This window comes from Cellulomonas sp., assembly GCF_017744555.1.
Taxonomy (GTDB): domain Bacteria; phylum Actinomycetota; class Actinomycetes; order Actinomycetales; family Cellulomonadaceae; genus Cellulomonas.
Map to the genome: position 1 here is coordinate 110,094 of NZ_JAGIBD010000003.1, position 26,707 is coordinate 136,800.

The following is a 26,707-nucleotide window of genomic DNA, read 5'->3' on the forward strand; positions in this document are numbered from 1 at the left end:
CGTCGAGATCAGTCGGGCGCGGCGCCGTCGACCGGGCGCACCTTCACTCGCTGCTTGTCGTAGACCACCGCGCGGGGAAGGTGCCGGACCATGGCGGCGAAGGGGTCGCGCAGGCCCTTGAACAGCGACGGGTTGAGCAGCATCGCGGCACCGCGCTGCGTGACCAGCTCGACGTCGCCGTCCTCGTCCGTGCCGACCAGGACGATGTCGTCGAGCACGACGGTGTCCACCTGCCCGCCGCCCGCGACGACGAGCCGGTCGGGGAGCAGCCACACGTCCACGCCCCGGGCCGCCGAGAAGCGCTTGCCGGAGAACATGCGGTCCGAGGCCTTGAGGAGGCGCAGCGGGCCGCTGCCCCCGGCGTCGTTCAGCAGCGCCTTGGAGAAGTCCTTGCCGGTCCGCCCCTGCGGGTCGGCCGTCAGGTCGGCGTACTGCGCGCCCCACTGCGACGTCAGGTGGTCGATCAGGTCGGTGTCGCCCGCAAGGGTGCACGGGATCGACACGAGCAGCGACCGGGCGTACGCAGCGAGGGCGGGGCGGAGGTCCTCGGGTCGGGCGTCGCGGATCGTCGCCGTCTCCTGGTCGAAGGTGGGGACGTCGATCCCGCGGACGGACCAGGACGCGATCGAGTCGAACCACCCTGCTCGTCCGGCACCCAGCGCGAGCGACTCGAGGAGCGTGCCTCGGGTGCGGTCGAGCTCGTCGACGGTCGGGCCCTCGAGCGCGAGACGCTCGATGACGCGCAGCGTCGCCCTGGTCGCGTCGGCCGCGACCGATCGCTCGGGATCGAGGGCGGAGGCGACGACGGACGAGTACGGGTCCACCTGGTAACCGACCCCGTCGACCGAGTACACCTGCCCGAGCGCCGTCCTGAGCTCGTGGTGCAGCACGTCGTCGAGCACGGACATGGCGAGCGCCGACAGCGACCGGTCGAGGTCGCCGTCGACCGAGCCCGACAGCAGGAGCGCCTGGTCGCGGCCGACCTGCCACGTGCGTCCCGGCCACAGCGGGGCGGGGTGCAGCGTGCGGCGCGGCGCAGGGCCGGCGGGGAGCGGCAGCACCAGGCCCTCGGGCAGGGGCGCCGTGCTGCTGAGCAGGGCGTTGCCCGCATGGAACCACTGGGCGGCGACCGCGCGGACCTCCTCCGCGGCCCAGTCGAGAAGACGCGTGTGGCTCACGGCCCCGAGACCGACACCCGCCAGGCCGTAACGGGCCGCGAAGGGATCCCCGTGCGACGCGTAGACCGAGGACATGCCGACCTCGGCGAGGATCGTGCGGCGCTCGAGCTCCAGGTCGTCGTCGGTGACCTCCCGCAGCCACGTCACGGCGTCGCAGACGCGCCTGACGAAGTCGGCGAGCCGTGCGGGCGTGCCCGTCGCGTAGAAGTTCGTCGTGACCATGCCCGACTCCGCGTTGTTCGGGATCGACACATGGCCCACCCGGCGCATGACGAGGTGCTCGACGAGGTGCGTGATGCCGACCGTCCAGGGAGCCATGTCCTTGTGGCCGACGCCGAAGAACAGCGTCACCGTCGGGTCGACCGCGAGGTCCGTCCACATGACGGGGACGCCGTCGACCTGCGTCCTGTGGACCGTCACGCTGTCGGGCGCCTGGACCGTCACGGGATCTCCTCGGGATCGGGGTACGCCTGCGGCCGCGGGCGCGTGGGGTGCTGTGGCCTCCATCGGCCGGATCGCGGGCGTTCTGAACCCTCACCGAGGGTGTCGCCCGCCACGCGGGAGCACCGTGGCCGGGGGCCGTCCGACCACCCGGGCGGCGACGTGCGGCGGAGGTTGGGAGGGCTGCGTCCCGTCTGGCACAATGGTCGGCTGTACCCGGCGGATGCAGCCCCTCTACCTGCGCCCACCGTGTCCTCGGTCAGACCGGAGCGCCCCACCCCACGGGGCCAGCACCGCGAGGCCACCACAGCAGACCTCAGGAGAAGACCACACCGTGGCCACCAAGATCCGTCTCAAGCGTCTCGGCAAGATCCGTGCGCCGTACTACCGCATCGTCGTCGCCGACTCGCGCACCAAGCGCGACGGTCGCGTGATCGAGGAGATCGGCAAGTACCACCCCACCGAGGAGCCCTCGTTCATCGAGGTCACCTCCGACCGTGCGCAGTACTGGCTCGGCGTCGGCGCGCAGCCGACCGAGCAGGTCCTCGCGATCCTCAAGATCACGGGCGACTGGCAGAAGTTCAAGGGCCTGCCGGGCGCCGAGGGCACCCTGCGGACCAAGGGCGACAAGGTCGACCCGAAGGCCGCCATCGAGGCCGCCGCCGCGGACGCCGAGAAGGTCAAGGCGAAGGCGTCGGAGAAGAAGGCCGCCGCTGCCGAGGCGCCGGCCGAGCCCGCCGCTGACGCCGAGGTCGAGGCCACCGAGGACGAGCAGGCCTGATGCTCGCCGACGCGCTGGAGCACCTGGTGCGGGGCATCGTCGACCACCCGGACGACGTGCGCGTCACCTCCTCGTCGCTGCGCCGCGGCGAGCTCCTCGAGGTGCGGGTGCACCCGGAGGACCTCGGGCGCGTCATCGGGCGCGGCGGTCGTACCGCCCGGGCCCTGCGCACGGTCGTCGGCGCGCTGTCGCCGGACGGCGCGGTCCGCGTCGACGTCGTGGACGTCGACCGCCGCTGACGGGCCCCGCTCGTCGAGGCTTCACGAAGGCCCGGCCCCGTACCCTGGGGCCGGGCCTTCGCCGTCTTCCCACCCCTCCCGAGAGGATCGTCATGCTGCTCACCGTCGCGCGGATCGGCCGTGCGCACGGCCTGCGTGGGGAGGTCGCGCTCGACCTGCGGACCGACGCGCCCGAGGTCCGGCTCGCGGCCGGGACGCGCCTGCAGACCGAGCCCGCGTCCGCGGGACCGCTCACGGTCGCCCGCACCCGCATCCAGCAGGGCCGTTGGTACGTGACGTTCGACGAGATCGCCGACCGGACCGCCGCCGAGGCGCTGCGCGGCGTCGAGCTCGTCGCCGAGGAGGTCGCGGACGACGAGGAGGACGCCTGGTACCCGCACGAGCTGAACGGGCTGCGCGCGGAGGGCGTCGACGGACGAGTGCTCGGGGAGATCGTCGGCCTGCAGCACCTGCCCGCGCACGACGTGCTGATCCTGCGCGAGCCCGACGGTGCCCGCACGCTGATCCCGTTCGTGCGGGCGATCGTGCCGGTCGTCGACGTTGCCGGCGGCCGCGTCGTGCTCGACCCGCCGGGCGGCCTGCTCGCGTCCGACGCGGCGAACCTCGTGATCTCGGACGAGACGCGTGGCGACGCCGGCTCCGAGGACTGACGTGCGCATCGACGTCGTCTCGATCTTCCCCGACTACCTCGCGCCGCTCGACCTGTCGCTCGTCGGGAAGGCGCGCACGAGCGGGCTGCTCGACCTGCGCGTGCACGACCTGCGCGACTGGACCACGGACCGCCACCGCACGGTCGACGACACCCCGTTCGGCGGCGGAGCGGGCATGGTGATGCGGCCGGACGTGTGGGGGACCGCCCTGGACTCCGTGCTGGACGAGGGCGCGCACCTGCTCGTGCCGACGCCGTCGGGTGCCCCGCTCACGCAGCGAACCGCCGAGCGACTCGCCGAGGAGCAGCACCTCGTCGTCGCGTGCGGTCGCTACGAGGGCATCGACGCGCGGGTCGCCGAGCACTACCGGTCGCGGCCGGGCGTCCGGGTGAGCGAGTTCTCGATCGGCGACTACGTCCTCAACGGCGGTGAGGTCGCGGCGCTCGTGCTGGTCGAGGCGGTCGCGCGGCTGCTCCCCGGCGTCATCGGCAACCCGCAGTCGCTCGTCGAGGAGTCGCACGGTGCGGCCGGGCTCCTCGAGTACCCCGTCTACACGAAGCCGCCGCAGTGGGCGGGCCTCGACGTGCCCGAGGTGCTGCTCTCCGGGCACCACGGCCGCATCGAGCGGTGGCGGCGTGACGAGGCGCTGCGCCGGACCGCGGAGCGTCGTCCCGACCTCGTCGCGGCGCTCGACCCCGGCACGCTCGACCGTGCCGACCTCGCGGTCCTGGCCGAGCTCGGCTGGGTGGAGCAGGGCGGCCGGCTCGTCGGGCCCTGACGCGCCGAGGAACAGGGCTCGGCCCGTCGCCCGGTCCCGGATTGGTGGGGCGTGCGCCCGCTGTGGCAGACTTGCCCGTTGGTGCGCGCCGGTCGCGTCTCTGCCACAGGGGAGACGAACCACGACCACCGAGGACAGGTCCAGAGCCTGTCCCCGAACGCACCGGACCAGACCATCGGGACGCCCGCGCACGCTGATGCCGCGGCGCCCTCGACGACGTTCCTGACCTGTGGCAGGGCGGGGAAGTGACAGCACATGCACACGCTCGACCAGGTCGACGCAGCCTCGCTGCGCAGCGACATCCCGGACTTCCGCCCCGGGGACACCCTGAAGGTCAACGTCAAGGTCGTCGAGGGCAACCGCTCCCGCATCCAGGCGTTCCAGGGCGTCGTCATCGCCCGTCAGGGCGAGGGCGTCCGCGAGACGTTCACGGTCCGCAAGATCAGCTTCCAGGTCGGTGTCGAGCGCACGTTCCCGGTGCACTCCCCGACGCTCGACTCGATCGAGGTCGTCACCCGCGGTGACGTCCGCCGCGCGAAGCTGTACTACCTGCGCAAGCTCCGCGGCAAGAAGGCCAAGATCAAGGAGAAGCGCGAGAACGTCCCCGCGAAGAAGGCCTGAGCCTTTCCGCGTCCGACGGGCGGTCACCCCCTGGGGGGTGGCCGCCCGTCGCTTTCTGTGAATGTCCGACTTGGGCGGTACCGCATGGTGGTTCGTTACCCGCGGACGCCCCCCGCATGCGAGAGTGTGCGGGTGATCGAGCGCCCGTCCGAGGACATCGAGGACCCGACGAGGCCCTTCACCTGGCCCTCGCTCGGCGCCTCCCCGCAGCCCGGTCCGACACCGTCGGGTGCGGCGTCCGCGGCGGTGCCCGAGGGCACCGGCACCTCGCCCGAGGAGTCCGGCGACCGGCGCTCGCGGCGGACCGCCGCGCACCGGCACGCCGAGGAGAAGCCGCGCAGCGGCGCCATGGCGATGCTGCGCGAGACGGTGATCATCCTCGCGAGCGCGCTGATCCTGTCGCTCATCGTCAAGACGTTCCTCGTGCAGGCGTTCTTCATCCCGAGCCCCTCGATGCACGAGACGCTGATCGAGGACGACCGCATCCTCGTGAGCAAGCTGACGCCCGGTCCGTTCGACCTGCACCGCGGCGACATCGTCGTGTTCAAGGACCCGGGCGGCTGGCTGCCGCCGGGCGGGGAACCCGACGCCGTCGGCGTGCGGCGCGTCGTCAACGACGCTCTCACCTGGGTCGGCCTGTACCCCCAGGACGCCGGTGAGCACCTCGTCAAGCGCGTCATCGGCCTCCCGGGCGACCACGTGGCGTGCCTCGGCCCCGGCGAACCGGTCACCGTGAACGGTGTCGCGCTCGAGGAGCCGTACCTCGCGCCGGGAGCCATGCCCAGCGAGAAGGCGTTCGACATCACCGTGCCCGCCGACAGCCTGTGGGTGATGGGCGACAACCGGCAGCACTCGGCCGACTCGCGATGGAACCAGGGCAAGCCCGGTGGCGGGTCCGTGCCGATCAAGAACGTGGTCGGCGTCGCCTTCGTCACCGTGTGGCCGCTGGACCGTGCGACGATCCTGCGCAACCCGTCGGCGACGTTCGAGGACGTGCCCGACCCGTCATGACGCTGACCGTCGACCCTGTCGGACCCGGCCCGGTGGACGAGCCGGGACGGCTGCGCACCCCGTCGCCGCGGACCCGGACGGCTGCCCGCCCGGCGGCGCGTCCCGGTCCGCACCTGCGTCACGAGCGGGTGCTGCTGCGGGAGGGCGCGACGTTCGTCGCCGGCATGGACGAGGTGGGCCGGGGCTCGCTCGCCGGGCCGGTGAGCGTCGGCGTGGTCGTCGTGGACGCCGGGACACGGTCCGCCCCGCGGGGGGTGGCCGACTCCAAGCTCCTCACCCCGGCCGCCCGCACGGCCCTGCTGCCGGCTCTGGGCCGGTGGGGCCTCGCGCGCGCCGTGGGCCACGCGAGCGCGGCCGAGATCGACGACCTGGGCATCATCGCGGCGCTGCGTCTCGCCGGGTCGAGGGCGTTGACGACGGTCGTCGCGGTCGTCGGCCGCGTGGACGTCGTCCTACTGGACGGCTCGCACGACTGGCTCACGCCGCCTGCGGCGGTGCCCGACCTGTTCGCCGCCGTCGACGAGACCGCGATGCCTGCCGTCCCGCGGGTCCGGATGCGGGTCAAGGCCGACCGGACGTGCGCGAGCGTCGCCGCGGCGAGCGTGCTCGCCAAGTGCGAGCGGGACGCGCTCATGGTCGACCTCGCCGGCCGGTACCCGGCGTACCGGTGGGACGAGAACAAGGGCTACTCGTCGCCGGACCACCTCGCCGCGCTGCGTGAGCTCGGGCCGAGCGACCTCCACCGCCGGTCGTGGCGCCTGCCCGGTGTGGACCCGGAGGACGCCCTGCTGGACGACGACTCCCTGCTGCACGACGACGCCCTGCTGGACGTCGAGGGTGACGCCGATCTGCCTCTCGACGACCTCGACCCGGACGACGTGACGGACCGGACGGACGAGGGCGACACGGACTGACGAGGCCGCCGGACGGGTGCGCTGCCACCCGGGACGGCTGCCCATGGGGGATGATGGCCCGGTGAGTGCGGAGGACCTGGAGAACTACGAGACCGACATGGAGCTCGCGCTCTACCGTGAGTACCGGGACGTCGTGGGGCTCTTCTCGTACGTCGTGGAGACCGAGCGCCGGTTCTACCTCGCGAACCAGGTGGACCTGCAGGTGCGGTCCGCTGCGGGCGAGGTGTACTTCGAGCTGAGCCTCGCGGACGCGTGGGTGTGGGACGTGTACCGGTCGGCGCGGTTCGTGAAGTCGGTGCGTGTCGTGACGTTCAAGGACGTCAACGTCGAGGAGCTCGCGAAGGCGGAGCTCGACCTCGGCGGCAGCGGCGGCTTCGGGCGGTAGCGACCGCCACGCGGCCGCGGCTCCGGGCGGGCCACAGTCGCGGCGGCGCGGGCGCCGAGCGGTCCGTGCTGGGCAGCGCGTCCTCGATCGTCGTGCGGTGCGGGCGCCGGTCGCTCCGGGCGAGGGCCGACCCCCGTCGAGCCGCCCACAGCCCCGCTTCCCGCCTCCGTCCTCACGACCGGCGAACAGGTCGCCGCGAGCGGTCGTGCCGCCGTGGCACCGTCCTGCGCGGAGGTGGTCCGGTGCGGGCGAAGGACGCGGTGGGACGGTACGGGGAGGACGTGGCGGCGGCGCACGTCGCGGCGCAGGGCTGGCGGGTGCTGGACCGGAACTGGCGGGTCGCCGCCGGTGAGCTCGACCTCGTCGCACTCGACGGCGACGAGCTCGTCGTGGTCGAGGTCAAGACGCGGCGGTCGACGTCGTTCGGGCATCCCGCCGAGGCGGTGACCGCGCTCAAGCTCGCGCGCATCCGACGGCTCGCTGCCCAGTGGCTCGCGTCGCACGAGACGCGGCCGGCGTCGGTGCGGATCGACGTCATCGCGGTGCTCCTGCCGCGGCGCGGCTCCGCGCAGGTCGAGCACCTGGTCGGGGTGGTCTGAGTGGCGCTCGGTCGCACGCTCGCGGTCGCCCTGATCGGGCTGCGCGGCCACGTCGTCGAGGTCGAGGCGCACCTCGCACCGTCCCTCCCGGCGTTCACGCTCGTCGGGCTCCCCGACGCGGCGCTCGCGGAGTCCCGGGACCGGGTCCGCGCGGCCGTCTCGTCGTCGGGGTTGGCGTGGCCGCAGCGGCGGATCACCGTCAACCTCTCGCCGGCGACCCTCCCGAAGTCCGGCTCGACGTTCGACCTGGCGATCGCGGTGGCGATGCTCGCCGGTGCCGAGGCGATCGAGCCCGTGCGTGCCGACGGGGTCGTGCACCTCGGTGAGCTCGGGCTCGACGGGCGGCTGCGTCCGGTCCGCGGTGTGCTGCCCGCGGTCGCCGCTGCGGTCGCTGCGGGTCATCCACGGGTCGTCGTGCCACGAGGGAACCTCGTGGAGGCGCGGCTCGTGCCCGGTGCGCGCGTGACCGGTGCGGACAGCCTCGCCGAGGTGGCCGCCGGGTACGGCGCCGACGTGGACGTCCCCGACGTGGTCCCGGTGGGCGCGGACCACGCCGCTGCTCCGGCCCGCCCCGACCTCGACCTGGCCGACGTCGTGGGGCAGGACGACGCCCGGCACAGCCTCGAGGTGGCCGCCGCGGGCGGGCACCACCTCCTGATGGTCGGGCCACCCGGAACCGGGAAGACGATGCTCGCCGCACGGCTCCCCGGTCTGCTCCCTGACCTCTCCGAGGCGGACGCGGTCGAGGTGACGGCGGTGCACTCGGTCGCGGGAACGTTCGACCCCGGGGAGGGACTGCTGCGCCGGCCGCCGTTCGAGGATCCGCACCACACGGCGACGCCCGCGAGCGTCGTCGGGGGTGGCTCGGGAGTTCCCCGACCGGGGGCGGCGTCGCGGGCCCACCGCGGCGTCCTCTTCCTCGACGAGGCGCCCGAGTTCACCACGGCGGTGCTGCAGACGCTCCGGCAGCCGCTCGAGCACGGGGAGCTGGTGCTGCACCGTGCCGCGGGTGCCGCGCGGTACCCGGCACGGTTCCAGCTCGTGCTGGCGGCGAACCCGTGCCCGTGCGGCAAGGCCGTCGGCAAGGGCCTGGGCTGCACGTGCCGGGCGGAGCAGCGCCGCCGGTACTTCGGCAAGCTGTCCGGTCCGCTGCTCGACCGCGTGGACCTGCAGGTCGAGCTGGGACCGGCGCGGCCCGGCGCGCAGCCGGGGGAGCGGTCGGCCGCCGTCGGCGCACGGGTCGCGACGTGCCGCACCGCCCAGGCCGAGCGGCTCGCCGGCACGCCATGGCGTACCAACGCCGACGTGCCCGGCGCGTGGCTGCGGGCGCGGCTCGGCGCCGACCGGTCGCTCATGGTCGAGCTCGACCGCGCGGTCGACCGCGGGACGCTGAGCCTGCGTGGTGTCGACCGCGTCCTGCGCGTCGCGTGGACGCTCGCCGACCTCGGAGGCCGGGACGCGCCGTCCCGGGCGGACGTCGGCCAGGCGCTGCTCCTGCGGACCCGCGGGCACGGCGCATGAACGCCGTGGGCAGGGCCGACCGCGACGACGTGAGCGAGTTCGTGGCGAGGGTCGCGTGGAGCGGCCTGGCCGAACCGGGCGACCGGGTCGCCGGCGCCCTCGTCGACGCTCTCGGTGCGGTGGGTGCGTGGCGCTGGCTCGGTGGCTCGCTCGACGCGGAGCGACCGCTGGTGTGGGGGCCCGTCGAGGCGCGCACCGGCCCGCTGCCGGCCGTCCAGCGGGCCCGGCTCGAACGGTCGGTGCGACGGTGGGCGACGCGGTGGCCGACGGTCGACCCCGAGCGTGATCTCGACGACCTCTCCCGCCTGGGCGGGGCGGTGCTCGTCCCGGGCGATCCCCGGTGGCCGGCGGGGATCGACGACCTCGGTGACGAGCGGCCGTTCTGCCTGTGGGTCCGGGGCGAGCCGGATCTGGCCGGTGCATGGCGACGGGGGATCGCGCTCGTGGGGTCGCGGGCGGCGACCAGCTACGGCGAGCGCGTCGCGTTCGACCTGGCCGAGGGCCTGAGCGCGCGGGGTGCGACGGTCGTGTCAGGCGGCGCGTACGGGATCGACGCCGCGGCGCACCGCGGGTCGCTCGCCGCCGGCGGTCCGACGAGCGTGGTGCTGGCGGGCGGCGTCGACCGCACGTACCCGGTCGGCAACGCGCGTCTCTTCGAGGCGGTCGTCGGCGGCGGAGGGTCGGTCGTCGCCGAGCTCGGGCCCGGGAGGCTTCCGACCAGGAGCCGGTTCCTGCAGCGCAACCGGTTGATCGCGGCAGGGAGCCGGGCGACGGTCGTCGTCGAGGCGGCGTGGCGGTCGGGGGCGATGAGCTCGGCGCACCACGCGGCCCGGCTCCTGCGGCCGGTCGGGGCCGTGCCGGGACCGGTCACGTCGGTGGCGTCGGCGGGGTGCCATCGGCTGCTGCGCGACGGCGTCGCGGTGTGCGTGACGGACGCGGCGGAGGTCGCCGAGCTCGCCGGGGCGTCCGGCACCGACCTCGTGACGGAGCGCGCCGAGGCGCCCCGAGCGGGTGACGGCCTGGACGCTGTCACGCGCGCCGTCCTCGAGGCGCTCCCGCGTCGCGCGCCCGCCGATCTCGCGACCGTCGCGTCCTCCGCAGGGGTGACGACGGCGGAGGCGCGGGCCGCCCTCGGACTGCTCGAGCTCGACGGTTCCGCGGTGCGTTCGGGTGGTGACTGGTCCCTACGGGCCGGAGGGTGAGCCGGGCACCGGGTGAAAAGGCTGGCGTGTGACGGAATTCGCGGCCCGCGAATCGGACAAGCACGGCGGAATCCCCCAGCGCTAGGCCTCTTGGGTGAGAGTCCCGCTTGTTTCCGTGATGTGTTTCAGGTCACCGTAGGCCCATGAACATGACCGGGGTCACTCTGACGGGCGCATCTCGTGCGCGCCTGCTCGGTGATTTCTCGGCATATCTCAGTGCGCAGCGAGGGTGTTCCGAGCACACCGTGCGCGCATATCGCGGCGACGTCGACCAGATGATCGCCTACGCGTCCCGGCACGGTCGTGACTCGCTCGACGCGGTCGACCTCGGCGTGCTCCGCGCGTGGCTGGCGTCGATGGCGCAGGCGCGCCGCAGCCGGTCGACGATCGCCCGCCGCAGCGCCGCCGTCCGGACGTTCTTCGCGTGGGCCGTGCACACCGGCCTCGTCGAGCAGGACCCGTCGCTCCGTCTCGCGACGGCCCGCGTGTCGCAGCTGCTGCCGACGGTCCTCCAGCTCGGGCCGGTGGCGCGGATGATCGACGCCGCACGCGACCGCGCCCAGGACGACGAGCCCACCCACCTGCGGGACTGGGCCGAGCTCGAGCTGCTGTACGCGACCGGCGTGCGTGTCGGCGAGCTGTGCGGCGCCGACGTCGACGACGTCGACCTCGACGAGCGCCTCATCCGGGTCGTGGGCAAGGGCGACAAGCAGCGCGTCGTGCCGTTCGGCAAGCCCGCGCGTGTCGCCGTGTCCGCGTGGCTGCAGCGCGGCCGTCCGCTCCTCGCGCGTCCCGACTCCCCGCCGGCGCTGCTCCTCGGTCGCCGCGGCGGTCGGGTCGACCAGCGGCAGGTCCGCGCGATGGTGCACGACGCGGCGGCCCTGGCCGGTGTCGAGGACGTCGCCCCGCACGGCATGCGCCACACGGCTGCGACCCACCTGCTCGACGGCGGGTCCGACCTGCGCAGCGTGCAGGAGCTGCTCGGCCACGCGAGCCTCGCGACGACGCAGCGCTACACCCACGTCTCTGCTGAGCGGCTCCGCTCGGCATTCGAACTTGCGCACCCCCGCGCATGACGGCACGAACGGAGTCGACGATGACGTCCTCACTCGATGTGGTCCACGTCCTGCATGCCCGCTTCGCGGGGACGGCGGCCGAGGGCGTCATCCCGCAGCAGCGCACCAGCGGTGACGTCCCGGACCTCGTGGTGGACGGCGACGACGCCACGCTCGACGCCGACCTCGCGCTCGTGCTCGAGGGCGCCCCGACGCAGCGTGGCGGGATCGTCGACGACCCGGACGTCGCCGCCCTGTGGGAGGCGTTCAAGTCGACGGGGGCCGCGCGGGCCCGCGAGAGCCTGATCCTGCACTACGCACCGCTCGTCGCCGCGGTCGCCGGTCGCGTCGGGATGCGTCTGCCCAGCACGGTCGAGCAGGCCGACCTGGTGTCGTACGGGATGTTCGGGCTGATCGACGCCATCGAGAAGTACCAGACCGACCGTGCGGTGAAGTTCGAGTCGTACGCGTCGTCGCGCATCCGCGGAGCGATCATCGACGAGCTGCGGGCCATGGACTGGGTGCCCCGCTCGGTGCGGACGAAGGCCCGTGCGGTCGACCGTGCGTATGCCGAGCTCGAGGCGACGTTGCACCGCGCCCCGACCGAGCAGGAGGCCGCCGCGCACCTCGAGATGTCGGTGGCCGAGCTCCGCGCGGTCTTCTCGCAGCTCGCCACGGTCAACGTGGCCGCGCTCGACGAGCTGCTCGGCGGCGGTGACGACCGTCCGGGCGGCGCGTCGCTGGGGGACACGCTCGGTGACGATCGCACGCTCGACCCCGCGGGCGCGATCGACGCGGCGGAGACCAAGTACCTGCTGGCCCGGGCGATCGAGCAGCTGGGCGAGCGGGAGCGGATCGTCGTCGTCCTCTACTACTACGAGGGCATGACGCTCGCGGAGATCGGTCGCGTGCTCGGCGTGACCGAGTCGCGGATCTCGCAGATGCACACCGCGGCGATGCTGCGGCTGCGCACGAGGCTGCTGGACGCCGAGCGGGTCTGACCGCCCGCAGCAGTCTCCGACGCCGGGCCACCCGTCCCCGCACCGCTGCCAGGGCGCGCGCCGGACAGCAGGACGATCGGTCCGGGACTGCCGAGCGTGCCCATCGGGTCGAGGTAGACCGCGCCGCGCCGCACACCCCAGTGCACGCACGCCGCGGGTGCGCAGTGCGACCCCGCGCCGTCGAGCGTGCCGAGCGCGTCCCCGGCCGCGACGGCGGTGCCGACCGCGACGGTGGCGTCGACCGGTTCGAGGCTCGAGCGCAGCCCGTTCGGATGCGCGACGACGACGACCCCGCGGCCGGCGACCTCCCCGGCGAACGTGACGACCCCGGCCGCCGGGGCGACGAGCGGGATGCCGGCCTCGGCGGCGAGGTCGACGCCGCGGTGCCCGGCGGACCACGGCGCGGGCGGCGCGCGGAACGGTGCCACGACCCGCACCGGCCCGGGGACGGGCGGCCGGAACGTCATCGCGTCGTCGGCGGTCCGGGGCGCCGCGGCGCTGCCGGCGACGGCGACCACGAGCCAGCAGAGCACCGCACCGAGCCCGGCGAGTGCGACGGTCCGACGCCGGTGCCGCCGTGTGCGACGGGATCGGCGTGCCGTCGGTGGCGCGCCGGTGCCTGTCGTCGAGGGGGTCGCACCGGGCGGTGTGCTCGTGGGGATCATGGTCCGCACCGTGCCGGAGTCGCGCGGTCACCGACCGAGGCGCAGTGACACGTCGGGCGCAGGTTCCGCCCGAACGGGGGCTGTGGGCGGCTCGCGTCCGAGGCGTCCGGGGCACGTCGCCCCATCGGCTAGACTTCGAGTGCGACCGGTCCGTGCCGGTCGACATCGCGCGCCATCCTCCCGGTGTCCACCTCGCCCCACGGGCGAGGACAGGCTCGGGGTCGGACGCTGCACCGGTCCGGGAACCGCACGTCAGTGCGGAGCCCGGCGCAGCCGCCGACATGGCGCCAGGGGCTCCGACCACCTGGTCGGGCCGACAACCGAGATGCGGGCCCGCTCGTCGGGTCCGCCTGCACGTGCGCACCTCGCGGTGCGCACCGGAAGGACGTGCCATGGCCGTCGTGACCATGCGCCAGCTGCTCGAGAGCGGTGTCCACTTCGGGCACCAGACCCGCCGCTGGAACCCCAAGATGAAGCGCTTCATCTTCACCGAGCGCAACGGCATCTACATCGTCGACCTGCAGCAGTCGCTGTCCTACATCGACCGCGCGTACGACTTCGTCAGCCAGACCGTCGCCCACGGCGGCAGCATCCTGTTCGTCGGCACCAAGAAGCAGGCGCAGGAGCCCGTCGCGGAGCAGGCCGCCCGCGTCGGCATGCCGTACGTCAACCAGCGCTGGCTCGGTGGCATGCTCACCAACTTCACCACGGTCCACAAGCGCCTGCAGCGCCTCAAGGAGCTCGAGCAGATCGACTTCGACGACGTCGCGGCCTCGGGCCTGACGAAGAAGGAGCTGCTCGTCCTGCGTCGCGAGAAGGACAAGCTCGCGAAGACGCTCGGCGGCATCCGTGACATGGCCAAGGTCCCCTCGGCCGTGTGGATCGTCGACACGAACAAGGAGCACCTCGCGGTCGACGAGGCGCGCAAGCTGGGCATCCCGGTCGTCGCGATCCTCGACACCAACTGCGACCCCGACGTCGTGGACTACCCGATCCCGGGCAACGACGACGCGATCCGCGCCGTCCAGCTGCTGACCCGCGTGATCGCCGACGCCGCCGCCGACGGCCTGCTCAAGCGCCACTCGGGTCGCACCGCGGCCGCCGAGGGCGCCGAGGCCGACGCCGAGCCGCTGGCCGAGTGGGAGCGCGAGCTGCTCGCCGGTGCCGAGGCCGACCTGCAGCAGGGCGGGTCCGCCGCTGCTCCGGCTGCCGTGCAGGCCGAGGCCGCCACGGCCGCCGACGTCGTGACGACGGACGCGCCCGCCGAGGAGGCCGCGGCTGTCGCCGAGGCGACCGAGGTCACCGAGTCCGCCCCCGAGGCGCCGGCCGAGGGCGACGCCGCGTCCGAGTGACGCGCCCGTCCCTGTACCCACTTCGACCAGAACGGAATCACTGATGGCGAACTACTCGCTCGCAGACATCAAGGCGCTGCGCGAGAAGACCGGTGCCGGCATGCTCGACGTCAAGAAGGCGCTCGAGGAGGCCGAGGGCGACTCCGACAAGGCGCTCGAGCTCATCCGCGTCAAGGGCCTCAAGGGCGTCGGCAAGCGTGAGGGTCGCGCCGCGTCGGACGGTCTCGTGGCCGCCCACGTCGGCCCGACGGCGGACGGCGAGGGCCAGACGGGCGTGCTCGTCGAGGTCAACTCGGAGACGGACTTCGTCGCCAAGAGCCCGAACTTCGTCGCGCTCGCCGAGCGCGTCCTGAACGCGGCCGTCACCTCGCCGGCCCGCGACGCGGACGCGCTGCTGGCGACCGAGGTCGACGGCACGAGCGTGCAGTCCTTCGTCGACGAGACGGCCGCCACCCTGGGTGAGCGCGTCGTCGTGCGTCGTCTGGCCCGTCTGGCCGGCGAGCACGTCGAGGTCTACCTGCACAAGGTCAACAAGGACCTGCCCCCGCAGGTCGGCGTCCTGGTCGCCACCGACGCCGCGGGTGCCGGTGTGGCCCGCGACATCGCGACGCACATCGCGGCGTTCTCGCCGACGTACCTCACGCGTGAGGACGTCCCGGCCGAGACCGTCGCGAGCGAGCGTCACATCGCCGAGGAGACCGCCCGCAACGAGGGCAAGCCCGAGGCGGCGCTCCCGAAGATCGTCGAGGGTCGTCTCAACGGCTTCTTCAAGGAGAACGTGCTCCTCGAGCAGGCGTTCGCCAAGGACAACAAGAAGACGGTCGCCCAGGTTCTCACCGAGGCCGGCGGCACGCTGACGGGCTTCGTGCGCTACCGCGTGGGAGCCTGACCCCATGTGACGAGGTGGCCCCGGCCCTGCAGGGTCGGGGCCACCGTCGCACCGGGCGCCAGCGGGCGCCCACCCATGCAGGACGCACCGGAGGAGACACCGTGAGCCAGGACGTGACCGCGACCGACGAGAACGCCCCGGCCCGACGTGTCCTGCTCAAGCTGTCCGGCGAGACGTTCGGCGGCGGTGACGTCGGTCTCGCCGCCGACGTGGTGCAGCGCGTGGCCGCCGAGATCGCGGTCGCGGTCCGCGCCGGCGTGCAGGTCGCGATCGTCGTCGGCGGTGGCAACTTCTTCCGCGGCGCCGAGCTCTCGCAGCGCGGCCTCGACCGGGCCCGTGCCGACTACATGGGCATGCTCGGCACGGTCATGAACTGCCTGGCGCTCCAGGACTTCCTCGAGCAGGCGGGTGTGAGCACCCGGGTGCAGACCGCCATCACGATGGGTCAGGTCGCGGAGCCGTACATCCCGCTGCGCGCGATCCGGCACCTCGAGAAGGGCCGCGTGGTGATCTTCGGCGCGGGCGCCGGGATGCCTTACTTCTCGACGGACACCGTGTGCGTGCAGCGCGCCCTGGAGACGCACTGCCAGGAGGTGCTCATGGGCAAGAACGGCGTGGACGGCGTGTACACGGCAGACCCCCGCAAGGACCCGAACGCCGTGAAGCTCGACACCCTGACGTACACCGACGCGCTGGTCGGTGACCTGGCGGTCATGGACCAGACCGCGCTCAGCCTCAGCCGGGACAACGACGTGGTGATGCGCGTCTTCGGGCTCGAGGAGCCCGGTAACGTCACGCGCGCCCTGCAGGGTGAGAAGATCGGCACGCTGGTCACCGCAGGCTGAGCTGCCCCGACCACCACGAACCGACACGACGAAGGAGCACCGGTGATCGACGAGACCCTCCTCGAGGCCGAGGAGAAGATGGACAAGGCGATCGAGGTCGCCAAGGACGACTTCGCGACGATCCGCACCGGCCGCGCCAACGCCGCGATGTTCTCCAAGGTGTTCGTCGACTACTACGGCAGCCCGACGCCGCTGCAGCAGCTCGCCTCGTTCAACGTGACCGAGGCACGCACGATCCTCGTGTCGCCGTTCGACAAGTCGTCGATGGTCGCCATCGAGAAGGCCCTGCGCGACTCCGACCTGGGTGTGAACCCGTCGAACGACGGCAACGTCATCCGTGTGGTGCTGCCGGCCCTGACGGAGGAGCGCCGCCGCGACTTCGTCAAGCTCGCCAAGGGCAAGGCGGAGGACGCGCGCATCTCGGTGCGCAACGTGCGCCGCCGTGCCAAGGAGGAGCTGGACCGCATCGTCAAGGACGGCGAGGCGGGCGAGGACGAGGTCGTGCGGGCGGAGAAGGAGCTCGAGGTGCTCACCAAGAAGCACGTCGACCTCATCGACCACCTGCTCTCGTCCAAGGAGAGCGAGCTCCTCGAGGTCTGATGTCGGAGCACACCGCACTCGCCGCACCGCGCATACCGCGACCGGGCAGGGACGTCCCCGTCGCGATCGTGGTGGGCGTGGCGCTGCTCATCGGCGTCGTCGCGTCGCTGTTCATCCGCAAGGAGGCGTTCGCCGTCGTGGCGGTCGTCGCCGTGTGCGCGGGCCTGTGGGAGCTCGCGCAGGCGTTCACGCGCCGCGCGATCCACCTGCCGCTCGTCCCGCTGATCGTCGGGGCGGTGGGCATCCTCGTCTCGGCGTACACGGCCGGGCCCGAGGCGATGTTCGTCGCGTTCATGCTGACCGTGGGTGGTGTCGTCATCTGGCGCGTGCTCGACGGGAACGGTGAGGCGGCACTGCGCGACGCGAGCGCGGGCGCGTTCGCGGCGGCGTACCTGCCGTTCCTCGCGGGCTTCGTCATGCTCATGCTCGCGGCGCCCGACGGGCCGGCCCGGGTGATGCTGTTCATCCTGCTGGTGGTCGCGAGCGACACCGGCGGGTTCGTCGTCGGGACGCTCATCGGCAAGCACCCGCTGGCGCCGTCGGTGAGCCCGAAGAAGTCGTGGGAGGGCCTGATCGGCTCGATCGTGCTGGCCTGCGTGGTCGGCGTGGTCGGCGTGCAGGTCGCGTTCGGGGGCGAGCCGCTCGTCGGTGTGTTCCTCGGTCTCGCGACCGTCGTGACCGCGACGCTCGGCGACCTGGCGGAGTCGTTGCTGAAGCGCGACCTCGAGCTCAAGGACATGGGTCGGCTCATCCCGGGGCACGGCGGTCTGCTCGACCGGCTGGACTCGCTGCTGCTGACCTGCCCCGCCGTCTACCTCATCCTCTCGGTCCTGCTCCCTGCGTGACCCCGACCCGAAGGAGGGGGACGCCATGACCGGCACGCCCGTCCGTCTGGACCTCTCGTCGCCGAGCCGCGGACCGCGCGGCAAGCCGCCGAAGCACTTCGTCGACCTCACGCCCGAGCAGCGCGTTGCGGCCGTCACGGAGCTCGGCGAGAAGCCGTTCCGCGCCAAGCAGCTCGCGACGCACTACTTCACGCACCTCACGTCAGACCCCGCGGCGATGACGGACCTGCCCAAGGCGACCCGCGACAAGCTGGTCGAGGGGCTGTTCCCCCAGCTGCTCACAGCGCACCGGACGCAGACGGCCGACCAGGGCACCACGGTCAAGACCCTGTGGCACCTGTTCGACGGCGCGAAGGTCGAGTCGGTCCTCATGCGGTACGCGAACCGGACGACGCTGTGCATCTCGAGCCAGGCGGGCTGCGGTCTCGCGTGCGCGTTCTGCGCGACGGGCCAGCTGGGACTGACGCGGAACCTGTCGACGGCGGAGATCGTCGAGCAGGTCCGGGCCGCGGCGCGCTCGCTCGCCGACGGTGAGGTGCCGGGAGGTCCGACGCGCCTGACGAACGTCGTGTTCATGGGCATGGGGGAGCCGCTGGCGAACTACAAGGCGGTCATGGAGACGGTGCGCCGCCTCGTCGCCCCGACGCCGGACGGCCTCGGCATGTCCGCGCGCAACGTCACGGTCTCGACCGTGGGCATGGTGTCGGCGATGGACAAGCTCGCCGACGAGGGCATCCCGGTGACGCTCGCGCTGTCGCTGCACGCGCCCGACGACGAGCTGCGCAGCGAGCTCGTCCCGGTGAACACCCGGTGGAACGTGGACGAGGCGCTCGACTCGGCGCACCGCTACTTCGTGAAGACGGGCCGTCGGGTGTCGATCGAGTACGCGCTGATCCGCGACATCAACGACCACGCGTGGCGCGCCGACCTGCTGGGCGAGAAGCTCAACGCGCGCGGCCGCGGGTGGGTGCACTGCAACCCGATCCCGCTGAACCCGGTGCCCGGCTCGAAGTGGACGGCGAGCGATCCCCGGGTCGAGCAGGAGTTCGTGGCACGCTTGCGAGCGCACGGCATCCCGACGACGATCCGGGACACCCGTGGCAGTGAGATCGACGGCGCCTGCGGGCAGCTCGCAGCGGAGGAGGACGAGTGAGCGACGGGATGTTCCGCACCGTCACGGGGATGAAGCAGGGCTACGACCCGGACGAGGTGGACGAGTTCTTCGCGCATGCCCGGGCCGTGTACGAGAAGGGGCCTGCCGGCGCGCTGGCCAGCAAGGACGTGCGAGCCGTGGCGTTCGACATGGTGCGCGGCGGGTACGTCACGTCGGCGGTCGACGCCGCGCTGGACCGGCTGGAGGCGGCGTTCGTCGCCCGGTCGCGCGCGGAGTTCATCGCGCAGCGGGGCCAGGAGGCCTGGATGGCCCGGCTCGGTGAGCAGGCGCGCACGCTCTACGGCCGGCTGGGCCGGCCCGACGGTGACCGCTTCGCCCCGCCCGAGGGCCGGCACCAGGGGTACGAGCCGGCCGACGTGGACGCGCTGTGCCACCGGCTGATCGCCTACTTCGACAAGGGTGCCCCCCTGACGGCGGGCGAGGTCCGCGCGGCGACGTTCCGGCGGCGCAACGGCGCGAACGGGTACGGCGAGCCCGCGGTGGACGCGTTCTTCGCGCGTGCGATCGAGGTGCTGCTCGGCGTCGAGTGACCGCCTCCGTCGGCGATGATGGGCCGGTGAGTCAGCGCAGCGTCCTCCTCCTCGGGTCCACGGGATCCATCGGCACCCAGGCGATCGACGTCGTCACCCGCAACCCGGACCGGTTCCGGGTCACCGGTCTCAGCGCGGGCGGGCGCGACGCTGCGCTCGTGGCGCAGCAGGCGGCGGCGCTCGGGGTCGAGACGGTCGCACTCGCGGACCCGGCGTCCGAGCAGGCGTTCCGCGCGGCGTGGACCGGAGGACCGGTCGAGGTGCTCACCGGCCCCGGTGCGTCGACCGAGCTCGCCGCACGGGGTGCCGACGTGGTGCTCAACGGCATCACGGGTTCGGTCGGTCTCGGCCCCACGCTCGCGGCGCTGCGCGCGGGCAGCACGCTCGCGCTCGCCAACAAGGAGTCGCTCGTCGTCGGCGGTGCCCTCGTCAAGGCGGCGCGCACGCGTCCCGACCAGATCGTGCCGGTGGACTCCGAGCACTCGGCGATCGCGCAGAGCCTGCGCGGCGGCGCCCGGGGCGAGGTCCGCCGGCTCATCCTCACGGCGTCGGGCGGGCCGTTCCGTGGCTGGTCGCTCGACGACGTCAAGGCCGTCGGGCCCGAGCAGGCGCTCGCCCATCCGACGTGGTCGATGGGGCCGGTCGTGACGGTGAACTCGTCCACGCTGATGAACAAGGGGCTCGAGCTCATCGAGGCGCACCTGCTGTTCGACGTGCCGGTGGACGACATCACCGTCGTGGTGCACCCGCAGTCCGTCGTGCACTCGATGGTCGAGTTCGTCGACGGCTCGACGATCGCGCAGGCGTCGCCGCCCGACATGCGGCTGCCGATCGCGCTGGGCCTGTCGTGGCCGGACCGGGTCGCCGACGTCGTGCCGCCGTGCGACTGGACGCGGGCGACGTCGTGGACGTTCGAGCCGCTCGACGAGGAGGTGTTCGGGGCGGTGCGCCTGGCCCGCGAGGCCGTCGCCGCCTCGGCGACGCACCCGGCCGTCTACAACGCAGCCAACGAGGAGTGCGTGGCGGCGTTCCTGGCGGGGCGGATCGGCTTCCTCGACATCGTCTCGACCGTGGAGCGCGTGCTCGACGAGCACACCGGGACCGCGGCGGCCGCGCTCGACCTCGACGCGGTGCTCGCGGCGGAGGACTGGGCGCGGGCCCGGGCGCACGAGGTGCTCGCGCGCCGGTGACGTGTGCGGCGGCGCGGCCCGCCGGCACGGGCGTCAGGACCCGTCGGCCCCGCCCAGCAGCGCGTCGAGCACGGGCGCGAGCCGGCTGGTCCGGCCGGTGCGGTCCTCGGTCCGGTCCGCGAGGGCCGCGGCCTTCCGGGCGGCCGTGATCCCTGCCCACCGCACGGGCTCGGGTTCCCACTCGGGCGATCGGTGGCCCACCCACGGCAGCCGGGTGAGTGCGGTGTCGGCGCCCGTGAGGAGGTCGGCGAGCGTGCGGCCGGCGAGGTTGCAGGCGGCGATCCCGTCGCCGACGTACCCGCCTGCCCAGGCGTTGCCGTCCTCGTCGAGCCCGACGGACGGGTGCCAGTCGCGGGGGACGCCGATCGGGCCACCCCACCGGTGGGTGATCTCGGTGGTCCGCAGCACCGGGAACAGCGAGACCAGCTCGCGGTGCAGGTGCTCCGACACGAGCGCGTCGGTGTCGAACGCCGGGCGGATCGCCGACCCCAGGTGGTACGGCGCACCACGCCCGCCGAACGCGAGCCGCCCGTCGGTGGTGCGCTGGCCGTAGACAAGCAGGTGCCGTGCGTCCGTGAACGTCTCGGCCTGCGCGAGTCCGATCTCGTCCCACACGTCGTCGGGCAGCGGCTCGGTCGCGATCATGAGCGAGTACACAGGGGCCACGCTGCGCCGGGAGCCGGGCAGCTGAGCGGACCACGCCTCCGTCGCCCGCACGACGTACCGGGCGCGGACCGTGCCATGGTCGGTGACGACGGCACGGGGGGAGAGGCGCATCGCCCGCGTGCCCTCGGCGAGCCGTGCTCCGCGGGCGAGCACGACGTCGACGAGCCCGCGCACGAGCTTCGCGGGCTGGAGCCGGGCGCAGTCGGCCGAGTACGCGCCCCCGAGGACGCCGTCGGCGCGGACGTGCGCGCGCACGGCGTCCGCGTCGAGCAGCGTCGCCTCGTCGCCGAACGCGGTCCCGGCGCTGACCTCGGCGGCGACCCGCTCGAGCTGCGGCCGGTTCCTCGCGAGCGTCACCGTGCCGCCGTACGCGAACCCGCAGTCGACGAGCTCGGCCGCGGCGACACCCCCGACCTCGACGACCGCGTCCCGCATCGCGGCGCGCATGGCCACGGCGGCGTCCCAGCCGTGGGCGCGCGCGAGCGCGTCGCCGCTCACGGGCAGCTGCGCGGAGCACCACCCGCCCGCGCGACCGCTCGCGCCGAACCCCGCGACGACCTGCTCGACGAGCAGCACGTCGAGCGACGGGTCGGCCTCGAGCAGGTAGTAGGCGGTCCACAGCCCGGTCATCCCGGCGCCGACGATGACGACGTCGGCCTGCGTGTCGCCGTCGAGCGGGTCACGCGCGACCAGGTCGTCCTCGTCGAGCTGGTCGAACCACAGGGACAGGCCGCGCAGGTCGGTCACAGGTGGGTCCACGCCTCGGTCAGCACGCCGCGCAGGATCTGCTCGATCTCGTCGAACTCGGCCTGCCCGCACGTGAGCGGCGGGGCGAGCTGGACGACGGGGTCGCCGCGGTCGTCGGCCCGGCAGTACAGCCCGGCGTCGAACAGCGCGCCGGACAGGAAGCCGCGCAGCAGGCGCTCGCTCTCGTCGGCGTCGAACGTGGTGCGGGCGGCCTTGTCCTTGACGAGCTCGATCCCGTAGAAGAACCCCTCGCCGCGCACGTCGCCCACGATGGGCAGGTCGAGCAGCTTCTCGAGGGTCTGCCGGAACGCCGGGGCGGTCTCGCGCACGTGGTCGTTGAGCCGCTCCCGCTCGAAGAGGTCGAGGTTCGCCATCGCCACGGCCGCGGACACGGGGTGGCCGCCGAACGTGTAGCCGTGCGGGAACATCGCGTCGCCCGAGGCGAACGGCTCGTACACGCGGTCGGACGCGAGGAGCGCGCCGATGGGGGAGTAGCCGGACGTCATGCCCTTGGCGCACGTCACCATGTCGGGCACGTACCCGAAGTCGTCGCACGCGAACATCGACCCGATCCGGCCGAACGCGCAGATCACCTCGTCGGACACGAGGAGCACGTCGTACCGGTCGCAGATCTCGCGCAGCCGCTCGAAGTACCCGGGGGGCGGCGGGAAGCAGCCGCCGGCGTTCTGCACGGGCTCGACGAACACCGCGGCGACCGTCTCGGGACCTTCGAACTCGATGGCCTCGGCGACCCGGTCGGCGGCCCACAGCCCGAACGCCTTGGGGTCGTCGCGCAGGTGCTCGGGCGCCCGGTACAGGTTGGTGTTCGGGACCTTGTGGGCGCCGGGCACCAGCGGCTCGAACGGTTCCTTGAGCGCGGGCAGGCCCGTGATCGACAGCGCCCCGTGCGGGGTGCCGTGGTACGCGATGGACCGCGAGATGACCTTGTACTTGCCGGGCCGGCCGACGAGCCGCCAGTACTGCTTGGCGAGCTTCCACGCGGTCTCGACGGCCTCGCCGCCGCCGGTCGTGAAGAAGACGTGGTTCAGGTCGCCGGGCGCGTAGTCGGCGAGCCGCTCGGCCAGGTCGATGGCCTGCGGGTGCGCGTACGACCACAGCGGGAAGAACGCGAGCTGCTCGGCCTGCTCGCGGGCGCGTGCGGCGAGCTCGGTGCGCCCGTGACCGGCCTGCACGACGAACAGCCCGGACAGCCCGTCGATGTAGCGGCGGCCCGTGTCGTCCCAGATGTGGTGACCCTCGCCCCGCACGATCGTCGGGACCCCGTGCTCCCACGAGCTCTGCCGTGTGAAGTGGCCCCACAGGTGCGCGCGGGCCGCGTCGCCGCGCCGCGTGCCGGCCGGCGTGGTGCCGCCCGCCGTGGCCGCCGGGACGGTGCCCGCCGGTGTCGTGCCGGTCATCGCGTCCCCCAGTTGTAGAGCTGCTTGCGCAGGCGCAGGTAGACGAACGTCTCCGTGGTCCGCACGCCCGGCAGGCCGCGGATCTTCTGGTTGAGCACCTCGAGCAGGTGGTCGTCGTCCTCGCAGACGACCTCGACGAGCAGGTCGAAGCCGCCCGCGGTGATGACGACGTAGTCGACCTCCGGCAGCTCGGCGAGCGCGTCGGCGACGTCCTCCAGGTCACCCTCGCACCGCAGGCCGATCATCGCCTGCCGCCGGAAGCCGACCTGCAGCGGGTCCGTGACCGCGACGATCTGCACGACCCCCGAGTCGGTGAGCCGCTGCACGCGCTGGCGCACGGCGGCCTCTGACAGGCCGACGGCCTTGCCGATCGCGGCGTACGACCGGCGGCCGTCCTCCTGGAGCTGCTCGACGATGGCCTTGGACAGGTCGTCGAGCGCCGCCGGCCCGGCCGGGGGTCTGCGTGTCTCCACCGGTCGATCGTGTCGTGCCGTCGGGGTCGACGCAAGGGATTCCGTCGTCGTGCGCGTGCGCAACTTCCGATTCCGGTGGCGCGGCGGCCCGGCGACGGGGAAAAGGCGCAGCAGACCCTCGCGCGACGGTGCCGGGCGGCGTAGCGTGCCGGGCACCACCCCGTCGTCGCGCGGGCGCGGCCCGACCGGCTGCGCCGCCGCGGCGGGACCGTCCCGTGCGATGGAGGTGCTCGTGAGCCAGACCCTGCTCAACGTGATCGGCGGAGAACGGCGCGCGGCCGCCGACGGACGGACCACGGACGTGGTCGACCCGTCGACCGGGCAGACGTACGCGCAGGCGCCCCTGAGCGGTGCCGCCGACGTCGACGCCGCGTACGCCGCGGCAGCGGCGGCGTTCCCGGGCTGGGGTGGCGCCACGCCCGCCGCGCGGCAGCTCGGGCTCCTACGACTGGCGGACGCGGTCGAGGCCCGTGCGGAGGAGTTCGTCGCGGTGGAGTCGAGGAACACGGGCAAGCCGCTGCACCTGACGGCGACCGACGAGGTGCCGCCGTGCGTCGACCAGCTGCGGTTCTTCGCCGGTGCCGCGCGCGTGCTCGACGGGCTCAGTGCGGGGGAGTACATGGCGGGCCACACGTCGTGGGTCCGCCGTGAGCCGGTCGGCGTGGTCGGACAGGTCACGCCGTGGAACTACCCGCTGATGATGGCCATCTGGAAGATCGCGCCGGCGCTCGCGGCCGGCAACACGGTGGTGCTCAAGCCCTCCGACACCACTCCGGCGTCGAGCGTCCTGCTCGCGGAGGTCGCCGCCGACGTCCTGCCGCCGGGCGTGCTCAACGTGATCTGCGGCGACCGGGACACGGGCCGCGCGCTCGTCGCCCACCCGCGGCCGGACATGGTGGCGATCACCGGGTCGGTCCGCGCCGGATCGCAGGTCGCCGAGGCGGCGTCGCACGGGCTCAAGCGCGTGCACCTGGAGCTCGGCGGCAAGGCACCCGTGGTCGTCTTCCCGGACGCCGACCTCGCGCACGCCGCCGAGGGCATCGCGGCCGCCGGGTACTACAACGCGGGCCAGGACTGCACGGCCGCGACCCGTGTGCTCGTGCACGAGAAGGTCCACGACGAGTTCGTCGCGGCGCTCGCCGAGGCGGCGCGCGGCCAGCGCACCGGGCCGCCCGACGATCCCGACGTCGCGTTCGGGCCGGTCAACAACGTGCACCAGCTCGAGCGGGTCACGGGCTTCCTCGAGCGGCTGCCGGACCACGCGGACGTCGTGGCGGGCGGTGGGCGGGTCGGCGACGTCGGCTACTTCGTCGAGGCCACGGTGGTCGACGGGCTGCGGCAGGACGACGAGGCCGTGCAGGACGAGATCTTCGGGCCCGTCATCACCGTGCAGACGTTCAGCGACGAGGCCGAGGCCGTCGCGCGCGCGAACGGCGTTCGGTACGGGCTGTCGAGCTCGGTGTGGACGTCGGACCACGGCACCGCGCTGCGGATGTCGCGGGCGCTCGACTTCGGTGTCGTCTGGATCAACACGCACATCCCGTTCGTCGCGGAGATGCCGCACGGCGGGTTCAAGCAGTCCGGCTACGGCAAGGACCTGTCGATGTACGGGTTCGAGGACTACACGCGCATCAAGCACGTCATGTCGGCGTTCGGCGCCTGATGCGCGTCCTCGTGGTGGGCAGCGGCGGCGTCGGCGACGCGGTCGCCCGGATCGCCGCCCGGCGTGGTTTCTTCGAGCACATGGTCATGGCGGACTACGACCTGGGACGCGCGCAGCGGACCGTCGCGGCCGCGGGGGAGCACGACGTCGGCTCGGGCCGGTTCGTCGCGGCGGCCGTGGACGCGTCCGACGCCCGTGCGGTCGAGGCGCTGGCCCGCGAGCACGCGGTGACGCACGTGCTCAACGCCGTCGACCCGCGCTTCGTCATGCCCGTGTTCACCGGCGCGCTCGCGGCCGGCGCGGACTACCTCGACATGGCCATGTCGCTGTCCCACCCGCACCCCGAGTTCCCGTACGAGCTCCCCGGGGTCAAGCTCGGCGACGAGCAGTTCGCGCAGGCGGCCGCGTGGACGGACGCGGGACGTCTGGCACTCGTGGGCATGGGCGTCGAGCCGGGGCTGTCCGACGTGTTCGCCCGGTACGCGGCGGACCACCTGTTCGAGCGGGTCGACGAGGTCGGGGTCCGCGACGGCGCGAACCTCGTGGTGCACGACGAGCACGGCGAGCCGATCTTCGCGCCGTCGTTCTCCATCTGGACGACCATCGAGGAGTGCCTCAACCCGCCCGTGATCTGGTCGGCGGACCGGGCGGAAGCCGGCGGGGGAGTCGACGCGGGCTGGTACACCGTGCCGCCGTTCCACGAGCCCGAGGTGTTCGACTTCCCGGACCCGATCGGCCCGGTCGAGTGCGTGCACGTCGAGCACGAGGAGGTGCTGCTCGTCCCGCGCTGGGTCGACGCGCGCCGCGTGACGTTCAAGTACGGGCTCGGCGAGGAGTTCATCGGGGTCCTGCGCACGCTGCACCAGCTGCACCTCGACTCGACGACCCCGGTGCACGTGCGCGGCGGCGACGTGAGCCCGCGCGACGTCGTCGCCGCCGTGCTGCCCGACCCGGCGACGCTCGGCCCGCACATGACGGGCTCGACGTGCGCGGGCGTGCTCGTCACCGGCACGGGCAAGGACGGGGCGCCGCGTGAGGTGTACCTGCACCACGTCGTCGACAACGCGTGGTCGATGGCCGAGTACGGGGCGCAGTGCGTCGTGTGGCAGACCGCGGTCAACCCCGTCGTCGCGCTGGAGCTGCTCGCCACGGGCGTGTGGAAGGGGACCGGCGTGCTCGGTCCGGAGGCGTTCGACGCGGTGCCGTTCCTCGACCTCCTGGCGGGACCGTACGGGTCGCCGTGGGGCCTGCAGGAACGCACGCCCGCCTGACGG

The 26,707-nt window shown here is 73.4% G+C and carries 27 protein-coding genes and 1 pseudogene; 23 read left to right on the plus strand and 5 right to left on the minus strand.

Translation table 11 applies throughout. The features are described from left to right. Positions 1–8: 8 nt before the first annotated feature. On the minus strand, positions 9–1,622 hold the full coding sequence (locus J7523_RS04010) for a hypothetical protein (protein ID WP_291882580.1): 1,614 nt from the start codon (positions 1,620–1,622) through the stop codon (positions 9–11). Between the two features lie 331 nt (positions 1,623–1,953). Between J7523_RS04010 and rpsP the strand changes: the two genes are divergently transcribed. The 13 genes from rpsP to whiG all read left to right on the plus strand — a co-directional run bounded on the left by rpsP (position 1,954) and on the right by whiG (position 12,376). After that, entirely contained in the window at positions 1,954–2,400 is a 447-nt protein-coding gene (gene rpsP, locus J7523_RS04015; RefSeq protein WP_291882584.1) for a 30S ribosomal protein S16, read from the plus strand. Continuing rightward, positions 2,400–2,639 (plus strand): RNA-binding protein, encoded by a 240-nt coding sequence (locus J7523_RS04020; RefSeq protein WP_291882587.1) that lies wholly within the window; start codon positions 2,400–2,402, stop codon positions 2,637–2,639. The genes rpsP and J7523_RS04020 overlap by 1 nt, the downstream gene beginning before the upstream one ends. A 92-nt stretch (positions 2,640–2,731) precedes the next feature. Beyond that, the gene (gene rimM, locus J7523_RS04025; RefSeq protein WP_291882590.1) at positions 2,732–3,289 is read left to right on the plus strand and encodes a ribosome maturation factor RimM; all 558 of its coding nucleotides are present in this window, start codon (positions 2,732–2,734) and stop codon (positions 3,287–3,289) included. A 1-nt stretch (position 3,290) separates the two neighbouring features. Next, positions 3,291–4,067: a tRNA (guanosine(37)-N1)-methyltransferase TrmD gene (gene trmD / locus J7523_RS04030; protein WP_291882593.1), complete on the plus strand. Its 777-nt coding sequence runs from the start codon at positions 3,291–3,293 to the stop codon at positions 4,065–4,067. Between the two features lie 255 nt (positions 4,068–4,322). Further along, a complete protein-coding gene (rplS, locus tag J7523_RS04035; RefSeq protein ID WP_291882594.1) occupies positions 4,323–4,688 on the plus strand; it encodes a 50S ribosomal protein L19 in 366 nt (121 codons plus the stop codon). Between the two features lie 132 nt (positions 4,689–4,820). Beyond that, complete coding sequence (gene lepB, locus J7523_RS04040; protein WP_291882596.1) at positions 4,821–5,699, plus strand: signal peptidase I; 879 nt, start codon at positions 4,821–4,823, stop codon at positions 5,697–5,699. Next, positions 5,696–6,613: a ribonuclease HII gene (locus J7523_RS04045; protein ID WP_291882598.1), complete on the plus strand. Its 918-nt coding sequence runs from the start codon at positions 5,696–5,698 to the stop codon at positions 6,611–6,613. The genes lepB and J7523_RS04045 overlap by 4 nt, the downstream gene beginning before the upstream one ends. A 61-nt stretch (positions 6,614–6,674) precedes the next feature. Beyond that, the gene (locus J7523_RS04050; protein ID WP_291882600.1) at positions 6,675–6,998 is read left to right on the plus strand and encodes a DUF2469 domain-containing protein; all 324 of its coding nucleotides are present in this window, start codon (positions 6,675–6,677) and stop codon (positions 6,996–6,998) included. A 242-nt stretch (positions 6,999–7,240) separates the two neighbouring features. After that, positions 7,241–7,597 carry a YraN family protein gene (locus J7523_RS04055; protein ID WP_291882601.1) on the plus strand — a complete coding sequence of 119 codons (357 nt, stop codon included), beginning with the start codon at positions 7,241–7,243 and terminating at the stop codon, positions 7,595–7,597. Next, positions 7,598–9,118, plus strand: coding sequence for a YifB family Mg chelatase-like AAA ATPase (locus J7523_RS04060; protein ID WP_291882602.1), 1,521 nt, complete (start codon positions 7,598–7,600; stop codon positions 9,116–9,118). Next, positions 9,115–10,320: a DNA-protecting protein DprA gene (locus J7523_RS04065; protein WP_291882603.1), complete on the plus strand. Its 1,206-nt coding sequence runs from the start codon at positions 9,115–9,117 to the stop codon at positions 10,318–10,320. Before J7523_RS04060 ends, J7523_RS04065 begins: the two co-directional genes overlap by 4 nt. A 149-nt stretch (positions 10,321–10,469) precedes the next feature. Continuing rightward, positions 10,470–11,396: a tyrosine recombinase XerC gene (locus tag J7523_RS04070; RefSeq protein WP_291882643.1), complete on the plus strand. Its 927-nt coding sequence runs from the start codon at positions 10,470–10,472 to the stop codon at positions 11,394–11,396. 20 nt (positions 11,397–11,416) lie between these two features. Then, positions 11,417–12,376, plus strand: coding sequence for an RNA polymerase sigma factor WhiG (gene whiG, locus J7523_RS04075; protein WP_291882604.1), 960 nt, complete (start codon positions 11,417–11,419; stop codon positions 12,374–12,376). Positions 12,377–12,492: 116 nt separating this feature from the next. On the opposite strand, the pseudogene J7523_RS20585 reads toward whiG, so the two are convergent. Continuing rightward, positions 12,493–13,041: pseudogene (locus tag J7523_RS20585) on the minus strand (peptidoglycan DD-metalloendopeptidase family protein); the annotation flags it as partial. 392 nt (positions 13,042–13,433) lie between these two features. On the opposite strand from J7523_RS20585, the gene rpsB reads away from it, so the two are divergent. The 8 genes from rpsB to dxr all read left to right on the plus strand — a co-directional run bounded on the left by rpsB (position 13,434) and on the right by dxr (position 20,466). Next, positions 13,434–14,393 carry a 30S ribosomal protein S2 gene (gene rpsB, locus J7523_RS04085; RefSeq protein ID WP_291882605.1) on the plus strand — a complete coding sequence of 320 codons (960 nt, stop codon included), beginning with the start codon at positions 13,434–13,436 and terminating at the stop codon, positions 14,391–14,393. A gap of 43 nt (positions 14,394–14,436) precedes the next feature. After that, positions 14,437–15,282 carry a translation elongation factor Ts gene (tsf, locus tag J7523_RS04090; protein WP_291882607.1) on the plus strand — a complete coding sequence of 282 codons (846 nt, stop codon included), beginning with the start codon at positions 14,437–14,439 and terminating at the stop codon, positions 15,280–15,282. A gap of 101 nt (positions 15,283–15,383) precedes the next feature. Next, positions 15,384–16,127 (plus strand): UMP kinase, encoded by a 744-nt coding sequence (gene pyrH / locus J7523_RS04095; protein ID WP_291882609.1) that lies wholly within the window; start codon positions 15,384–15,386, stop codon positions 16,125–16,127. Positions 16,128–16,169: 42 nt separating this feature from the next. Beyond that, on the plus strand, positions 16,170–16,727 hold the full coding sequence (frr, locus tag J7523_RS04100) for a ribosome recycling factor (protein WP_291882611.1): 558 nt from the start codon (positions 16,170–16,172) through the stop codon (positions 16,725–16,727). Continuing rightward, on the plus strand, positions 16,727–17,572 hold the full coding sequence (locus J7523_RS04105; RefSeq protein ID WP_291882612.1) for a phosphatidate cytidylyltransferase: 846 nt from the start codon (positions 16,727–16,729) through the stop codon (positions 17,570–17,572). The genes frr and J7523_RS04105 overlap by 1 nt, the downstream gene beginning before the upstream one ends. Before the next feature lie 25 nt (positions 17,573–17,597). Beyond that, the gene (gene rlmN / locus J7523_RS04110) at positions 17,598–18,725 is read left to right on the plus strand and encodes a 23S rRNA (adenine(2503)-C(2))-methyltransferase RlmN (RefSeq protein ID WP_291882613.1); all 1,128 of its coding nucleotides are present in this window, start codon (positions 17,598–17,600) and stop codon (positions 18,723–18,725) included. After that, positions 18,722–19,276, plus strand: coding sequence for a DivIVA domain-containing protein (locus tag J7523_RS04115; RefSeq protein ID WP_291882615.1), 555 nt, complete (start codon positions 18,722–18,724; stop codon positions 19,274–19,276). Before rlmN ends, J7523_RS04115 begins: the two co-directional genes overlap by 4 nt. Before the next feature lie 26 nt (positions 19,277–19,302). Then, a complete protein-coding gene (gene dxr / locus J7523_RS04120) occupies positions 19,303–20,466 on the plus strand; it encodes a 1-deoxy-D-xylulose-5-phosphate reductoisomerase (RefSeq protein WP_291882617.1) in 1,164 nt (387 codons plus the stop codon). 33 nt (positions 20,467–20,499) lie between these two features. Here dxr and J7523_RS04125 read toward each other — a convergent pair whose 3' ends face one another. Genes J7523_RS04125 through J7523_RS04135 form a run of 3 tightly spaced genes read right to left on the minus strand, consistent with a single transcriptional unit; the run spans position 20,500 to position 23,770 of the window. Then, complete coding sequence (locus J7523_RS04125) at positions 20,500–21,879, minus strand: FAD-binding oxidoreductase (protein WP_291882618.1); 1,380 nt, start codon at positions 21,877–21,879, stop codon at positions 20,500–20,502. Beyond that, positions 21,876–23,297, minus strand: a complete 1,422-nt coding sequence (locus tag J7523_RS04130) for an aspartate aminotransferase family protein (RefSeq protein ID WP_291882620.1) — start codon at positions 23,295–23,297, stop codon at positions 21,876–21,878. Before J7523_RS04130 ends, J7523_RS04125 begins: the two co-directional genes overlap by 4 nt. Next, complete coding sequence (locus J7523_RS04135) at positions 23,294–23,770, minus strand: Lrp/AsnC family transcriptional regulator (protein WP_203755028.1); 477 nt, start codon at positions 23,768–23,770, stop codon at positions 23,294–23,296. The genes J7523_RS04130 and J7523_RS04135 overlap by 4 nt, the downstream gene beginning before the upstream one ends. Positions 23,771–23,996: 226 nt before the next feature. On the opposite strand from J7523_RS04135, the gene J7523_RS04140 reads away from it, so the two are divergent. Both J7523_RS04140 and J7523_RS04145 read left to right on the plus strand, forming a co-directional pair. Continuing rightward, positions 23,997–25,433 (plus strand): aminobutyraldehyde dehydrogenase, encoded by a 1,437-nt coding sequence (locus J7523_RS04140; protein WP_291882645.1) that lies wholly within the window; start codon positions 23,997–23,999, stop codon positions 25,431–25,433. Then, positions 25,433–26,704, plus strand: a complete 1,272-nt coding sequence (locus J7523_RS04145; protein ID WP_291882623.1) for a saccharopine dehydrogenase C-terminal domain-containing protein — start codon at positions 25,433–25,435, stop codon at positions 26,702–26,704. The genes J7523_RS04140 and J7523_RS04145 overlap by 1 nt, the downstream gene beginning before the upstream one ends. The last annotated feature ends 3 nt before the right edge of the window (positions 26,705–26,707 follow it).